General features: G+C 69.7%; 13 protein-coding genes. 3 read left to right on the forward strand and 10 right to left on the reverse strand.

What is annotated here, in order from left to right:
- Positions 1 to 3,516, forward strand: a 3,516-nt coding sequence (locus tag ABD908_RS17790) for a multifunctional oxoglutarate decarboxylase/oxoglutarate dehydrogenase thiamine pyrophosphate-binding subunit/dihydrolipoyllysine-residue succinyltransferase subunit (RefSeq protein WP_344998383.1), incomplete at its 5' end; no start/stop codon positions are given.
- A gap of 139 nt (positions 3,517 to 3,655) precedes the next feature.
- Here ABD908_RS17790 and ABD908_RS17795 read toward each other — a convergent pair.
- Positions 3,656 to 4,366: a TetR/AcrR family transcriptional regulator gene (locus tag ABD908_RS17795; protein WP_344998385.1), complete on the reverse strand. Its 711-nt coding sequence runs from the start codon at positions 4,364 to 4,366 to the stop codon at positions 3,656 to 3,658.
- A gap of 179 nt (positions 4,367 to 4,545) precedes the next feature.
- Between ABD908_RS17795 and ABD908_RS17800 the strand changes: the two genes are divergently transcribed.
- The gene (locus ABD908_RS17800; RefSeq protein ID WP_344998388.1) at positions 4,546 to 5,373 is read left to right on the forward strand and encodes an SDR family NAD(P)-dependent oxidoreductase; all 828 of its coding nucleotides are present in this window, start codon (positions 4,546 to 4,548) and stop codon (positions 5,371 to 5,373) included.
- Positions 5,374 to 5,455: 82 nt separating this feature from the next.
- Here ABD908_RS17800 and ABD908_RS17805 read toward each other — a convergent pair whose 3' ends face one another.
- Both ABD908_RS17805 and ABD908_RS17810 read right to left on the reverse strand, forming a co-directional pair.
- Positions 5,456 to 6,511 (reverse strand): type 2 periplasmic-binding domain-containing protein, encoded by a 1,056-nt coding sequence (locus ABD908_RS17805; protein ID WP_344998390.1) that lies wholly within the window; start codon positions 6,509 to 6,511, stop codon positions 5,456 to 5,458.
- A 203-nt stretch (positions 6,512 to 6,714) separates the two neighbouring features.
- Positions 6,715 to 7,317, reverse strand: coding sequence for a suppressor of fused domain protein (locus ABD908_RS17810; RefSeq protein WP_344998392.1), 603 nt, complete (start codon positions 7,315 to 7,317; stop codon positions 6,715 to 6,717).
- A gap of 26 nt (positions 7,318 to 7,343) precedes the next feature.
- On the opposite strand from ABD908_RS17810, the gene ABD908_RS17815 reads away from it, so the two are divergent.
- Entirely contained in the window at positions 7,344 to 8,186 is an 843-nt protein-coding gene (locus ABD908_RS17815; RefSeq protein WP_344998394.1) for a maleylpyruvate isomerase family mycothiol-dependent enzyme, read from the forward strand.
- 51 nt (positions 8,187 to 8,237) lie between these two features.
- On the opposite strand, the gene ABD908_RS17820 is transcribed toward ABD908_RS17815, so the two are convergent.
- From ABD908_RS17820 to ABD908_RS17850, 7 genes are all read right to left on the reverse strand, one after another.
- Positions 8,238 to 9,086, reverse strand: coding sequence for a chromosome partitioning protein ParB (locus ABD908_RS17820; protein ID WP_344998396.1), 849 nt, complete (start codon positions 9,084 to 9,086; stop codon positions 8,238 to 8,240).
- Entirely contained in the window at positions 9,076 to 9,750 is a 675-nt protein-coding gene (locus ABD908_RS17825) for a metallophosphoesterase family protein (RefSeq protein ID WP_344998398.1), read from the reverse strand. Before ABD908_RS17825 ends, ABD908_RS17820 begins: the two co-directional genes overlap by 11 nt.
- A 38-nt stretch (positions 9,751 to 9,788) precedes the next feature.
- On the reverse strand, positions 9,789 to 10,973 hold the full coding sequence (locus tag ABD908_RS17830) for an ABC transporter ATP-binding protein (RefSeq protein ID WP_344998400.1): 1,185 nt from the start codon (positions 10,971 to 10,973) through the stop codon (positions 9,789 to 9,791).
- Positions 10,974 to 11,004: 31 nt separating this feature from the next.
- On the reverse strand, positions 11,005 to 11,850 hold the full coding sequence (locus ABD908_RS17835) for a carbohydrate ABC transporter permease (RefSeq protein WP_344998402.1): 846 nt from the start codon (positions 11,848 to 11,850) through the stop codon (positions 11,005 to 11,007).
- A gap of 4 nt (positions 11,851 to 11,854) precedes the next feature.
- Positions 11,855 to 12,907 (reverse strand): carbohydrate ABC transporter permease, encoded by a 1,053-nt coding sequence (locus ABD908_RS17840; protein ID WP_344998404.1) that lies wholly within the window; start codon positions 12,905 to 12,907, stop codon positions 11,855 to 11,857.
- Positions 12,904 to 14,298, reverse strand: coding sequence for an extracellular solute-binding protein (locus tag ABD908_RS17845; protein ID WP_344998406.1), 1,395 nt, complete (start codon positions 14,296 to 14,298; stop codon positions 12,904 to 12,906). Before ABD908_RS17845 ends, ABD908_RS17840 begins: the two co-directional genes overlap by 4 nt.
- Before the next feature lie 244 nt (positions 14,299 to 14,542).
- Positions 14,543 to 14,752, reverse strand: a complete 210-nt coding sequence (locus ABD908_RS17850) for a hypothetical protein (RefSeq protein WP_344998408.1) — start codon at positions 14,750 to 14,752, stop codon at positions 14,543 to 14,545.
- Positions 14,753 to 14,901 lie beyond the last annotated feature (149 nt).

Genomic DNA, 14,901 nt, shown 5'->3' on the forward strand with positions numbered 1-14,901 from the left:
CCCATATCGAGTCGTTGGGCGACGAATACGAGTCGCTCACCGATGAGGAGCTCCGCGGCAAGACCGTCGGCGACCCCCGCCCCGGCAGCCGCGACGCCCAAGCCCACGGCGGCCGCCAAGCCCGTGGCCCCGGCACTGCCGGTCGCGGATGAGAACAAGGTGCTGCGCGGCCCCGCCGCCGCCGTGGTCAAGAACATGAACATCAGCCTCGAGGTCCCCACCGCGACGTCGGTGCGGTCGATCCCCGTCAAGGTGATGTTCGACAACCGCGTGGTGATCAACAACCACCTCGCCCGCACACGCGGCGGCAAGGTGAGCTTCACCCACATCCTGGGGTATGCGCTGGTCCAGGGCGTCAAGGCGTTCCCCAACATGAACCGCCACTTCGCGGAGATCGACGGTAAGCCGAACGCCGTCACGCCCGCGCACATCAACCTCGGTCTCGCGATCGACCTCGCGGGCAAGGACGGCAGCCGCAGTCTGGTCGTCGCCGCGATCAAGAACACCGAGACGATGGGCTTCGGCGAGTTCGTCGCGGCCTACGAGGACATCGTGCGTCGCGCGCGCGTCGGCAAGCTCACTGCAGACGACTTCGCCGGCGTCACGATCTCCCTCACCAACCCCGGCGGCATCGGCACCGTCCATTCGGTGCCGCGCCTGATGAAGGGGCAGGGCGCCATCATCGGCGTCGGCGCTATGGAGTACCCCGCGGAGTTCCAGGGCTCCAGCGAGGAGAAGATCGCCGAGATGGGTGTGGGCAAGCTCACCACCCTGACCTCCACCTACGACCACCGCATCATCCAGGGCGCCGAGTCGGGCGATTTCCTGCGGCATGTGCACCAGCTGGTGCTGTCGGACGACTTCTGGGACGACGTCTTCATGGCGTTGCACATCCCGTACGAGCCGATCCGGTGGCGGCAGGACATGCCCTCGCACGGCGTCGACAAGGACGCCCGCGTCCTCGAGCTGATCGCCGCATACCGCAACCGCGGCCACCTGATGGCCGACGTGGACCCGCTGCGCTACAACAACGACAGCCTCGAGTCGCACCCCGACCTCAACGTGCTCACGTACGACCTCACGCTGTGGGACCTCGACCGGACGTTCAACGTCGGCGGCTTCCACGGCAAGGACCGGATGAAGCTCCGTGAGGTCCTGTCGGTGTTGCGCGACGCCTACTGTCGGCACGTCGGCGTGGAGTACACACACATCCTCGAGCCGGAGCAGCAGAAGTGGCTGCAGGAACGCGTCGAGAACAAGACGATCAAGCCGAGCGTCGCCGCGCAGAAGTACCTGCTGAGCAAGCTCAACGCCGCCGAGGCGTTCGAGACCTTCCTCGCCACCAAGTACGTCGGCCAGAAGCGGTTCTCGCTCGAAGGCGCCGAGTCGCTGATCCCGATGATGGACGCCGTGATCGACCAGGCCGCCGAGCACGAACTCGATGAGGTCGTCATCGGCATGCCACACCGCGGCCGCCTGAACGTGCTGGCCAACATCGTCGGCAAGCCGTACAGCAAGATCTTCACCGAGTTCGAGGGCAACCTGAACCCGGCGCAGGCGCACGGCTCCGGCGACGTGAAGTACCACCTCGGCGCCGAGGGCACGTACTACCAGATGTTCGGCGACAACGAGATCAAGGTGTCGCTGGTCGCGAACCCGTCGCACCTGGAGACCGTCGACCCGGTCCTCGAGGGCATCGTCCACGCCAAGCAGGACCTGCTCTCGCCGCCGCCCGGCGACCACCCGGTACTGCCGCTGATGCTGCACGGCGACGCCGCCTTCGCGGGTCAGGGCGTCGTGGCCGAGACGCTCAACATGGCCAACCTGGTGGGCTACTCCAACGGCGGCACGGTGCACATCGTCGTCAACAACCAGGTCGGGTTCACGACCTCGCCCGAGCACTCCCGCAGCACGCAGTACTGCACGGACGTCGCGAAGATGATCGGCGCGCCGATCTTCCACGTGAACGGGGACGACCCCGAGGCCTGCGTATGGGTCGCGAAGTTGGCGGTGGACTTCCGCGAGGCGTTCGACAAGGAGGTCGTGATCGACCTCGTCTGCTACCGACGCCGCGGTCACAACGAGGGCGACGATCCCTCGATGACCCAGCCGGGCATGTACGACGTGATCGACACCAAGCGCGGCGTCCGCAAGTCGTACACCGAGGCCCTGATCGGTCGTGGCGACATCTCGACCAAGGAGGCCGAGGACGCCATGCGCGACTACCAAGGCCAGTTGGAGCGGGTGTTCAACGAGGTCCGGGAGCTGGAGAAGTTCACCCCCGAGCCGTCGCCGACCATCCTCGAGGACCAGGAGCTGCCGACCCGGCTGGTGACCGCCATCCCCAAGGAGGAGATCACCCGGATCGGCGACGCGTTCGTGGACGTCCCCGAGGGTTTCACAACGCACCCGCGCGTCCTCCCGGTGGCCAAGCGCCGGTACGAGATGTCTCGCGAGGGCAATGTGGACTGGGCGTTCGCCGAGCTCCTCGCGTTCGGCTCGCTGGTCGAGGAGGGCCGCAAGGTCCGCCTGTCAGGCCAGGACAGCCGGCGCGGCACGTTCAGCCAGCGGCACTCGGTCCTGATCGACCGGAAGACCGGCGGCGAGTACGCGCCGCTCGACCACCTGGGAGAGGACGGCGGCCCGTCCGCCGGCGAGTTCCAGGTGTACGACTCGGCGCTGACAGAGTATGCGGGCCTCGGATTCGAGTACGGCTATTCGGTGGGCGATCCCGCCACGCTGGTGTGCTGGGAGGGCCAGTTCGGCGACTTCGTGAACGGTGCACAATCGGTCATCGACGAGTTCATCAGCTCCGGTGAAGCCAAGTGGGGGCAGCAGTCGAGCGTGACGCTTCTGTTGCCGCACGGCCACGAGGGCCAGGGCCCCGACCACACGTCGGGTCGGATCGAGCGCTTCCTGCAGCTGTGCGCGGAGGGCTCGATGACGGTGGCGATGCCGTCGACGCCGGCGTCGTACTTCCATCTGCTGCGGCGGCACGCCCTCGACGGTGTCCGGCGGCCGATGGTCGTGTTCACACCGAAGTCGATGCTACGCAACAAGGCGGTCGTGTCGCCGCTACATGAGTTCACCGACGGCAAGTTCCTCTCGGTGTTGGACGATCCGCAGTTCGAGGCGGCGGGCGACGACCGCAGCAAGGTCACCAAGCTGCTGCTGGTGTCGGGCAAGCTGTACTGGGAGCTGGCCGCACGGCGGGCGAAGGACGGCCGTGAGGACATCGCGATCGTCCGGCTCGAGCAGCTCTACCCGCTGCCGACGCGGCGCCTGCCGGAGACGCTGGATCGCTACCCGAACGCGCGCAAGGTCGCATGGGTCCAGGAGGAGCCGGCCAATCAGGGGGCGTGGCCGACGTTCGGCCTGGCGCTGCCCGAGTTGTTGCCTGAGCGTCTGGGTCGCCTGCATCGGATCTCCCGCCGTCCGATGTCGGCGCCATGCTCGGGTTCGTCGAAGGTGCACGCGGTCGAGCAGGCCCAGATCATCGAGGAGGCGTTCGCGTAGGGAGCGTAGCGAGCGCCGACGCGGGACTCGACACCTGCGGGGCGTTCGCGTAGCAACTCAGCGAGCACTGGGTGACAGAGGCGCCCGCAACCCCCTTCGGGTTGCGGGCGCCTCTCTACGTCTGCGTGCGGAGGGTATCTCAGGTGGTGGCGGGTTCGTCGTCGACGATGGGACCCATGTCGATGATCCGGTCGCCGGCGCCCGACGCGAGATCCAGCCCGACGGCGGAGGCGATCGCGATGAAGACGGTAGCGAGGTGAGCGACGATCTCGTCGCGGGTCATGGATGCGAACTCGGACTCCTCGTCGAGCCAGTGCACCATGGTCTCCTCGACCACCGCGATCCAGCCGTGGATGGCGAGGACGAACTCCCGGGATCGGGTGAGGCCGATGTTCTCGGCGTACTGCAGGAAATGCGCCACGATCTGCTCGCGGACGTCCTTCACGGCGTCCCGGATCCGTGGGTCCGACCACGAGACACCGGCCAGTATGGGCAGCAGCGACTGGCGGTGCTCGACGATGTGGTCGACGTAGGCCGCGAGGGTCTCGGTGAGGATCGGCATGACCTCGCTGAGGTCCCCGGGCGCGCGGGAGGGAGTGGCGATGTCGCCCACGATGCGGGCCTGCTCCTCCATCAGTGCGACCTGGAAGTCGAGCTTGGAGTCGAAGTAGTGGAACAGCAGACCGGCCGAGACCCCGGCCTCAGCGGCGATCTCCTCGATGGACACCTGCTCGAGCGCGACGTGCTCGAGGCGCGCGAGGCCGAGCTCGATGAACTGCTGCCGCCGCGCCTCCGGGGACATCCGGGTACGCCTGCGCCCGAGTACTGCGTCGGCCGTCTTTCTCGTCACCTACTGAATCATACTCAATAGGTCGTTGACAGACCCCGATTCGGGCCCATACTGTCGGTTGCATACCGCCACCGTGCGCCGCTGGAAAGCCGCTGATGCCCTCGGGCGCAGCGGCGGACGTCCGGACACGGTGCCCGGCAGCGACCCGAACCGGGTCGCCCGACACGAGAGTTGAACACATGAAGAACTTCCGCGGCAAGGTCGCCGTGATCACCGGCGCCGCATCCGGCATGGGCCGCGAGCTGGCGCTGCAGTTGGCACGCGAGGGCGCGAAGCTGTCGCTGTGCGACTACGACCCCGTCGGCCTCGAGGAGACCGCGGCGCAGGCCCGCGCGCTCGGCGCCGAGGTGCACACCAAGGTGGTCAACGTGGCCGAGCGCGAGCAGGTCCTGGCCTACGCGGAGGAGGTCGTGGCCCACTACGGCACCGTCAACCTCCTGTTCAACAACGCCGGCATCGCGCACCACGCGCCCGTGGAGCAGACCTCGTTCAAGGACTACGACCGAGTGCTGGACATCGACTTCTGGGGCGTCGTCAACGGCACCAAGGCGTTCCTGCCGTACCTCATCGCATCCGGCGACGCGCACATCATCAACACGTCGTCGCTGTTCGGCCTGCTGGGCGTCGGCGGGCAGAGCGCCTACAACGCCGCCAAGTTCGCGGTCCGGGGCTTCACCGAGTCGCTCCGCATCGAGATGCTCGCATCGGACCACAACGTGGGCGTCACCTGCGTGCACCCGGGCGGGATCAAGACGGCGATCGCCCGCAACGCGACAGTCGCCGACGGACACGACCAGGCGAAGACCGCCGAGCTGTTCGACAAGTACCTCGCCCGCACCAGCGCCGAGGACGCCGCGAAGGTGATCCTGGACGGCGTCCGCAAGCGGCGCGGCCGCGTACTGATCGGCGCCGACGCCAAGCTGCTCGACCTCGCGGCCCGCATCACCGGGGCGGGATACGAACGCATCAGCGCGCTGGTCGACCGGCAGCTGTCCAAGCGCATCTAGAAACACGGATCGCGACCCGCCCGAGCAGCGTTCAGGCGGGTCGCCTCGCCTCGGCAACCGCGCCGGTCGGGAGGCTCGCGGGTCAGGTGAGCGGGTGCGCCACGAGCCACGCGCCGGCCTCTGCCGATGCGCTCGAACCGCCCGTCACCACGCGGGCCACCATCGCCGCGAGGTCGCCGGTGTTCAGTTCGCCCGCCACCGCGTTCATGGACCGCACCTGGGCGGTGGTCAGTGCTGCGCGCTGATACAGCGGCACCACGGCATCGTCGGGCACGCGGCCGTCCGGATCCGTCAGCATCGTGAGTCCTGCGTTCTCGGGGGCGAGAGTGCCCAGCTCGGCCGCGTCCGCACGACGGCTGGTGACGGCCCGGGCCGCATCCGCGGCAGGCAGCACCTCGGCCGCGGAGAAGCCACACCCGTAGCGGTCGTTCACCCGATGCAGCTCTGCGGTCGCATCGACCGCGCCCACGCCGGTCCGCGCCACAGCGACGGTGCCGTGCATGCCGGAGCAGTCCGCGAGTGACGTCGCCCCGCCGGAGCGGGTGTACAGCATCGGCTGGTCCAGCGCGGGGGTCGGGTCGCCGAGCGCCAGGCCGTCCGGCAGCAGGCCCGAGAGATACACGTACTGCGCGTCCCATTCGGACGAGCCCGCCGAGGTCGTCGAAGCGCGGGCGGCCGACGGTGCGGTACCGGCCGACGGTGCCGCACCGCCTGACTGTGCCGTAGCGCCGACCGACGGCGCCGCTTCGGCGGACGGGCCCACCTCCGTTCCGCCGTAGCGGCGGATCAAGGCAGCCGTCCGGGCGGGCGTCATCGTCACCGTCCCCGCCTCGACCGCTGCGACGGCGGGATCGCCCGTCCCGGTGCGGCCGCCGGACGCCGCGCCGCCGTCGTCACCCGGCAACGTCTCGACCTGCACCCGCCCACCTGCGTTGCGTAGCGCGGCGGCGTAGATCTGCGCCTCGATCTGTGCGGCAGCATCGCCGTCGGCACCCACGACCACCGCGGGTGGACGCTGCACGGGGCCTAGGTCGGCCGCGTCGCCGCCGTCCGAGCAGGCCGCCGCACCCGCGGCGACGGCGCAGGCGAGGAGCGTCGCGGAGGCTGCGCGGGCGGCTGTGGTCAGGCGGGAGGTCACGCCCTCTGTTCTACCGTCCCGTACCTCGACCAGGCACCGCGGGCACGGCCGGGCATGCGCGGAACCCGACATGGGACGCACGTATGCCGTCTCCGGCCGCCGCGGCCTCGGCCCGAAGCAGGTGTAGATCAACGGCTTCGATACACCGACACGCTCCGACGAGAACGACGCGTCCGATCAGCGTCAGCGCCGGGCTGACCGGCTCAGACCGTGGAAGCGGCCGCGCGGCCCGGGTCGGCCGGGTCGATGCCGGCCTCGGCCCACGCCTCCCGAAGCGCATCGGCGCCCTTGAGCCGCACCCACGCGGCCTCGTTGGCGGTGATCGGGACGGCGCGCAGGAAGGCCACCGCCGCACCCGGAGGGACCGGTAGGTCGGGGACGTCCGATGCGCCCAGCAGGACGCCGGTGAACGGTGCGCCCGCCCAGAGCGGGGTGGACAGATCGACGAGTGCGTCGGCAGCGAGGACCAGCCCCTCCACCGCGGGCGACGCTGCCAGCAATGCGACGCTGCGGTGCGCACCGACCAGCGCCGCCTGATCCGGTGACCGAGGCTCGAGCTCGAGCAGGATCTCGGCGCGCGGGCCGTCGTCCGACGGCGTGAGGTCCATCGGGTCGGTCATCGCGTGTCGCGAGCACCCCACCGAGGCGAAGACCACCGTCGGGCGCCCGGCGGGCACACCGGCCCACCGCATCACCTCGACCGCCTCCACACCGAGGAACGTGACGGACGCGGAGACGGGCGTCTCGAAACCGCGCGCCGCCTGGTGCGCGACGAGATACTCACGGACCCGATCCACGGTGCTCACAGATCCCGACCCTATAGGGTCGGCCCATGCCCTCCGCCGACTCCGCAGCGCTGCCCGACGCCACGGCGCCCGACCCCGAGCTGTCCGCCCTGGTCGAGATCTGGTGGCGCACTGTCGCCGACCTCACCGCACTGCTGGACGAGCTGGACGAGCCCGACTTCGACCTGCCGACCGACCTGCCCGGCTGGGACGTGCGCGCCGTGGCCGGCCACGTCGCGCACCTGGAGTCGGTGCTCGCGGGCGGCGAGGAGACCGCCGACGTGCCGCCCGCCCCGCACATCACCGGCCCGATGAGCGCGTTCACCGAGATCGGCGTGATAAACCGCCGCGGCCGCACCGGCGCAGAGATCACCGCCGAGATCCGCGAGGTCACCGCGAAGCGGCACGCCGCCCTCGCCGCCGATCCCCCCACCGATCCGGCGGCGCCCGCGCCCGGGGTGTTCGGCGCGCTGGGCTGGCCGATCCGGACGCTGCTGCGCAACCGTCCGCTGGACGTGTGGATGCACGAGCAGGACATCCGCCGCGCTGTCGGCCGGCCCGGCGGCATGGACTCCCCCGGCGCGGCGCACGTCGCCGAATACCTCGCGGAGAGCCTGGGATTCGTGCTGGGCAAGCGCATGAAGGCCGCGCGGGGCACCACTGTGACAGTCGACGTGGACGGGTACGTCGTGACCGCCACCGTCGGCGACGACGGACGCGGGCGGCTGCTGCCCGAGCCCACCGCCGACGCCACCCGGATCGCCACGGACCGCGAGTCGTTCATCCTCCGCGCGGGCGGTCGCCGGGAGGTGCCGCTGGAACGGTTCACCGTCGACGGTGACGGCGACCTCGCCGCCCGGCTGGTGGCCGCGCTCGCCGTGACGCCGTAACACTCCGGCACCTCGAGCCGCCGGCGGAAGACGCTACGGGAGCCGACCGGGCTACGAGAGGTCCCCGCGCTGCGACAGTTCCGAGATGATCTCCTCGCTCCACACGTGCCGGCGGACGAGGCGGTACCGCTCGCGGGCGACCAGGACGTACAGCTCGGCGTCGGTGGCTCGGGAGAGGATCGACGCGGCACGGGCCATCCGCACCACGGGCAGGAACTCCTCGCCGAACCACCGGCGCGCCACCTCGGCCCGCGCGAGGAACTCTCCCGTCTGCTGCATGAGCCGAAAACCCCACGCCTCCACCATCTCCGCGAGCACCGAGTACTCCCATGCGTCCCTCATCGTGATCGCGGCGCGCTGCTCCCCCGCCAGCGGCACGCGGGACAGGAACAGTCGGCGGTGGTCCTTGATCAGCAGATCGGAGCGCGCCGTGATCCCCGCCGGCGACACGCGGGTGACCACCTCGGTGACGTAGGCGTCGATGGTCTCGAAGTGTCGCGCGAAGGCGATCGACACGCGATGGTGGCCGTCGACCACGAAATACATGTCACCGACCCGCTTCACGACGATCGGCGGCATCGACTCGCCTCGCCGCTGGGCGGCCGCGAGCCGCTGCCACCGCGCCCGCAACGCCGGGCTGACGGGGCGGAAGTACCGATCGAAATCGGTTGTGCGGTCGACACTCCCGACGATGTCCGCGACCTCGATCACCTGCAGCCCCAGGGCCCGCTCGGACACGAACCCCAGTGCGGCCACCACCTCGCCGTACGGCAACACCTCCGTCACGTCGCCGGGCTGCCGCATGATCCAGCCGGCGAGCCGCGCGACCGCCGCCCGCCGGCGCATCCGGTCGAAGTCGTGACGCGCGTCGGCATCGGGAAAACCCGTGTCAGGCGCCATATCTGCGCTCCATCACCGTCACTGGGCCGCCGCCTGGCGGCAGCTCGAGGTACACGTAGCCGACCACATTCAGCACCGGTACGGTGCCACCACCCGGCAGCGGGACGCCGCGGTCCGGCGGGCGGCGGCCGTGCGGGTGCACATGCCCGTGCAGCAGGACCCGCGGCCGCAGGCGCGCGGCGAGGTCGCCAACGCAGGCGAACCCGCGATGGGCGCCGTCGGGCTCATCGCCGATCCCCGCGGCGGGCGAGTGCGTCAGCAGCACATCCACCGACGGTACTCGGCGGGCGCGCCGGCGCGTCCGCCGCGCGCGCCGCGCCTGCGCCCGCTCGGTCCACTGATTGGGACCGCCGTTGTAGCGCATGCATCCGCCCAGGCCCGCCACCGCGAGGCCGGCCTCTCGGACGACGGTGGCGTCCGCGTTACGCCCGCCCCGCGGCCCCGGGTGCTCCGCGGGTAGCCCAGCCCGCACGAATCCACCTGCGCTGTACCGGAACCCCGTCATGTCGGGATCATGATTACCCGGAACGTACACGCACGGCACCTGGTACCGCTCGATGAGCGACTCGAGGTACGCGGCCGACAGGTCACCGGCGCCGAGGATCAGCTCGGGCCGCAGCCGCGACGAACGCAGCGCCAGCGCGGGCAGTTCCTCGTCGCTCACCGCCAACACCCGCACGCCGCACCCCCTGAAACCGCCACCTACACGGCCAGATTGACACCCGAGTGCTGGTCGAACACCGAGATCTTGGACGGGTCGTAGAACAGTTCCACCGGCTGGCCACGCACCGCCCCGGACTCGGCGGACAGCCGGGCGACCACCTCGTCGGTGCTGAAGTCGTTGCCCGCGTCCGCGGCGATCTCGGCGAGCGCGTCCGCCGCCCCGCCCGCCGCATTCGGAGCACCGAGGGAGAAGTGGACGAACTTGTCGGAGCCCATCGACTCGAGCACGTCGACGGCGGCGGTGAAGGTGATGCCACGGATGCGCTGGTTGGAGTCGATCAGGCGCGCGTCCTCGAAGTGCTCGGGTCGGATGCCGACGATGACCTCGCCGGTCCGGTTGCCCGCGGCGTCGGCCCGCTGCGCGATGTGCGGCGCCGCGGCCAGCGGGATCGCCCCGATGGCGGTGTCGATGCCGGTCCCGGTGAGCCGCCCGGGCAGGAAGTTCATCGACGGCGAGCCGATGAACCCCGCGACGAAGAGGTTGGTGGGACGGTCGTACAGCTCCTGGGGGGCACCGACCTGCTGCACGATGCCGCCGCGCAGCACCACCACCCGGTCGCCGAGCGTCATCGCCTCGGTCTGGTCGTGGGTCACGTACACCATCGTGGTGCCGAGCCGCTTCTGCAGCCGGGAGACCTCGGTGCGCATCTGCACACGCAGCTTGGCGTCGAGGTTCGACAGCGGCTCGTCCATGAGGAACGCCTTGGGGCTGCGGACGATCGCGCGCCCCATCGCGACGCGCTGCCGCTGCCCTCCGGACAGCTGGCTGGGCTTGCGGTCGAGGTGCGCGGTGAGGTCCAGGGTGCGGGCGGCGTCTTCGACTTTGGCGTCGATGTCGCGCTTGGGCAGCTTGGCCAGCCGCAGCGGGAACGCGATGTTCTCGCGCACGCTCATGTGCGGATACAGCGCGTACGACTGGAACACCATCGCGATGTCGCGGTCCTTGGGCGCGCGATCGTTGACCCGCTCCCCCGCGATCCTCAGCTCGCCGGAGCTGATGTCCTCCAGGCCCGCGATCATGTTGAGGGTGGTCGACTTACCGCACCCGGACGGGCCCACCAGGATGATGAACTCGCCGTCGGCGATCGCGAGGTCGATGTCGTTCACGGCGTGTGAGCCGTCGGGATAGGTCTTGCTCACGTGGTCGAGGACGATGTCTGCCATATTCTTTCGCTCTCTCTAGAGGCCCGGCGGGTCAGCCCTTGACCGCACCGGACGTCAGGCCGGCCACGATGCGTCGCTGGAAGATCAGGACGAAGACGATGATGGGGATGGTCACGATCACCGCGGCCGCGGCGATCGATCCGGTGGGCTCCTCGAACTGCGAGCTGCCGGTGAAGTTGGCGATCGCGACCGGCGCGGTGATCGACGCGTTGGTGGACGTCAGCGACAGTGCGAACAGCAGGTCGTTCCAGGCGAAGATGAACACCAGGATCGCCGCGGTGACCACGCCGGGCGCGGCCAGCGGCGCGACCACCAAGCGGAACGCCTGCGCCGGAGTGGCGCCGTCCATCTTGGCGGCCTTCTCGAGCTCCCACGGGATCTCGCGGAAGAACGCCGACAGCGTGTACACCGTGAGCGGCAGCGCGAACGTGATGTACGGCAGGATCAGTCCCGGCCAGGTGTTGAACAGGTGCAGAGCGCGCTCGATGTTGAACAGCGGCGTGATCAGCGAGACCTGCGGGAACATCGCGATCAGCAGCGCCGACCCGATGAACACCTTCTTGCCCGGGAAGTCCAGGCGCGCAACCGCGTACGCGGCGAAGGTGCCGATCAGGACCGCGATCGCCGTCGAGATCAAGGCGATGCCGATCGAGTTGATCAGCGGCCGCACGAACGCCGAGCCCGTGAAGATCCCGCTGTAGTTGTCGAACGTGAACGCCTTGGGGATCAGGCTCCCGTCGCCGACGGTCGCCGTGGTCTTGAACGACAGCGAGATGATCCACAGCACGGGGAACAGCGCGTACACGATCACCAGTAGGTTGGCGACGGTCCAGCCGACCTTGCGGCCGCTGGTTGCACCTACGATCGAACCAGCCACTGCCCTACCGCCTCTCGTCCGAGTCGGCGCCCGGCACGGCGGCACCGAAGGCCTTGATGAAGATGAAGGCGATGATCGCCACGCACACGAAGATCAGCACGGAGATCGCCGACCCCACACCCAGGTTGAACGCCTTGAACAGGTTGTCGTAGCCCAAGATCGACACCGAACCGGTCTTGTTGCTGCCGTTGGTGAGAATGTAGATGTTGTCGAAGATCCGGAACGCGTCGAGGGTGCGGAACAGCAGCGCCACCAGGATCGCCGGCTTCATCAGCGGCAGGATGATCTTGATCAACCGCGTCCACGGCCCGGCACCGTCCATCGCCGCGGCCTTGAGCAGGTCGTCCGGCACCAGCGCCAGGCCGGACAACAGCAGCAGCGCCATGAACGGCGTGGTCTTCCACACCTCGGCGAGCACGATGATCAGCAGCGACGGCCACTGGTGCGTCAGCGGCGCGCTGCCGGTGGGCAGCAGGTTGGCGAGGTAGCCGGTGCCGGGCGTCCACGCGTAGTACCACGAGAACGCCGCGACGACGGTGACGATGCCGTACGGGATCAGCACCAGCGTGCGCACCAGCCCACGCCCGAAGATGGTGCGGTGCATGACGAGTGCGATGGCGAGGCCGAGCACGAACTCGATCATGACCGACACCACGGTGATGAACAGGGTGGTGAAGAACGCCTGCCACCAGTAGCCGTCGGACAGCACCGTGCCGTAGTTGCTCAGCCAGATCATCTTGTCCTGACCCGGATACGCCAGCGAGCTCCGGTGCAGGCTGAGCCAGAACGCATACACGATGGGGTACGCGGTGACCAACAGCATCACGATCGCGGCGGGCGCGATCAGCCACAGCCCGAGCCGCCGCTCCGCCCGCTTACCCTCGGACAGCGGGGCCCTGCCCTTCCGAACCCTCGCGGGCGCGTCACCGTCGGGCCCGACGGTCACGGCGGCTGCCCGCCGGGCCGAAGCCGGCACTGCGCCGACGGGGACCGGCATCGCCCTGGTCACGAGATCGTCGGGCAGCGCGTGCCGACCGCGCTGATCGTCGTCGGTCATGGGATCAGCCCCTTCTGGCTGAGGGCCTTGTTCGCGGCGTCGGTGAGGGTGTCGGCGAGCTGGGCCGGGTCCCACGCCCCCACCGGGCTGAGCTTGGCCTGCAGCAGCGTCGACATGGCCTGGTACAGCGGCGTCGGCGGCCGGACCGCGGCGGTATCGGCCTGCAGCTGGTCACGGATCAGCTTGGCCATCGGGTACGCCTTCACGAAGTCGGGGTCGTCGTACAACGACGGCAACACGGGCGGCGTGCCGGCGTCGAGGGCGTAGACCTTCTCGGCCGCGGCGTTGGTGAGGCAGTCGATGGCGGCGAACGCATAGTCCGGGTGTCGGCTGGTCTTGGACACCGCGTAGTTCACGCCGCCGATGGTGTTCTTGGCGGTCTGCCCGGGATACACGGACGGGTACGGCGCGAAGTCGAACTTCTGCCGGATCAGCTGGTTCATCTCGTGCAGCTGCGCGTCGGTCGGGTTCGACACCGCGTTCGCGTACTTCGTCATGTCGGTGAGGAACGGCACCGAACCGCCCGCCGCGTCCTTCTGCATGCCCGCGAACACGTACGGCCAGTTGACCTGGAAGATCGCCTTGCCCGACTCCATCGCCAGCCGGCCCGGATCCTCCATCAGTTGGGTGAACGACGGATCGTGGCCGGGCGCGGTGGCGACGTTCTTCATGATCGTCAGGGCGCGGACGGTGGCGGCGCGGTGCGCGGGCGTGTCGGTGAGCGTGACGGTCTTGCCGTCGTCGGCCACCATCTGCCCACCGGCGCTCTCGAGCAGCGTGTTGAACCACACCACCAGGCCCTCGTACTGCGCGGCCTGCGACTCGATCTGCGTGGGCCCGCCCAGCTCACCGCTGCGCTTCGCGTACTCGACGAGCTGGTCCCAGGTGAGCTTCGGCTCGCTGGTGATCGGATGGCCCAGTACCTTCGCGAGCGCATCCTTGCGGTACCACAGCAGCTCGGTGTTGGTCCAGGCCGGGACAGCGAACAGCTTGTCCTGCCAGGTCGCGGTCTTGAGCGGTCCGGCCAGCACCTTCTGCGCCACCTTGGCGGAGAAGTCGGTCGGCAGCGGCAGGATCCACCCGGCCTCCGCGAACTCCGCGGTCCACGTGACGTCCATGCCCATGATGTCCAGGGTGTGGTCGTTACCCGTGACGCGCCGCGCGAGCTGCAGCCGCTGCCCGTCGGCGTCCTTGGGCAGGGCGAAGCCCGCCACCGTGTACCGGTCGGTCGAGCACGCGCCCGCGACCTCCTGCACCGTCTTGGCGCTGTCCGCCGGCACGTACACGCTGATGACGGGTCTGCCGCCGGACGAGCCGCAGCCCGCCACCGTCGTCGCGCAGACCGCGGCCGTCAGTGCGGCTGCGATCCGCCTCCCGGGTCCTCTCCGCACTTGAAGCTCCTCACCCTCTCGACCCGCCCACCAGGCCGCGCGCACGCGCAGCACAATCACAGGCCCGTCACAGAACGCTATCGGACAAACCCCGTGAGCTGCACCACAATATGCATACTCGTCCCATTCTGCCCGACACCGGGTGCGCGCTCACGTGGGGTCGGAGGTCACCGGTGGTTCACCCCGGGTCCGCCGGCGGGTCCGCCGGCGGGTCGACGGTGGGTCGGACGGTGGGCTCAGGCGGTCAGTACTGCCACGTGAGCCGGCCGAACCGGGAGGGCCGGCAGGTGAGCGTCGCCCCGACACCCGGGATCCCCGTCGTGGTCGCGACGGCACCGACCACATAGCAGTGCCCGCCGAGCACCGCGCGGACGCGGATCCGGTGCCAGACGCCGTTCGTGCACGACAGGTCGGCCGGATTCGGCGCTCCCGGAATGCAGGACGCACCGAGCATGGGCGGCACCGCAGAAGTCGACGGTGGCTGGTGGTGGTGCTGTCCGGGCCTGCCAGGATGGCCGGGGTGACCGGGATGGCCGGGACGACTCGGGCCGCCAGGATGGCCGGGACGACTCGGGCCGCCGGGATGGCCGGGATGGCCGGGAT

It is taken from the genome of Tsukamurella soli (genome assembly GCF_039541155.1).
Lineage (GTDB): Bacteria > Actinomycetota > Actinomycetes > Mycobacteriales > Mycobacteriaceae > Tsukamurella > Tsukamurella soli.

Excerpts from the sequence above, each read along its gene's own strand:
- ABD908_RS17815 (WP_344998394.1), top strand. The coding sequence starts at position 7,344 with ATGCCCTCCGCCGACTCCGCAGCGCTGCCCGACGCCACGGCGCCCGAC.
- ABD908_RS17850 (WP_344998408.1), bottom strand. The coding sequence starts at position 14,752 with ATGCTCGGTGCGTCCTGCATTCCGGGAGCGCCGAATCCGGCCGACCTG.
- ABD908_RS17820 (WP_344998396.1), bottom strand. The coding sequence starts at position 9,086 with ATGGCGCCTGACACGGGTTTTCCCGATGCCGACGCGCGTCACGACTTC.
- ABD908_RS17800 (WP_344998388.1), top strand. The coding sequence starts at position 4,546 with ATGAAGAACTTCCGCGGCAAGGTCGCCGTGATCACCGGCGCCGCATCC.
- ABD908_RS17840 (WP_344998404.1), bottom strand. The coding sequence starts at position 12,907 with ATGACCGACGACGATCAGCGCGGTCGGCACGCGCTGCCCGACGATCTC.
- ABD908_RS17830 (WP_344998400.1), bottom strand. The coding sequence starts at position 10,973 with ATGGCAGACATCGTCCTCGACCACGTGAGCAAGACCTATCCCGACGGC.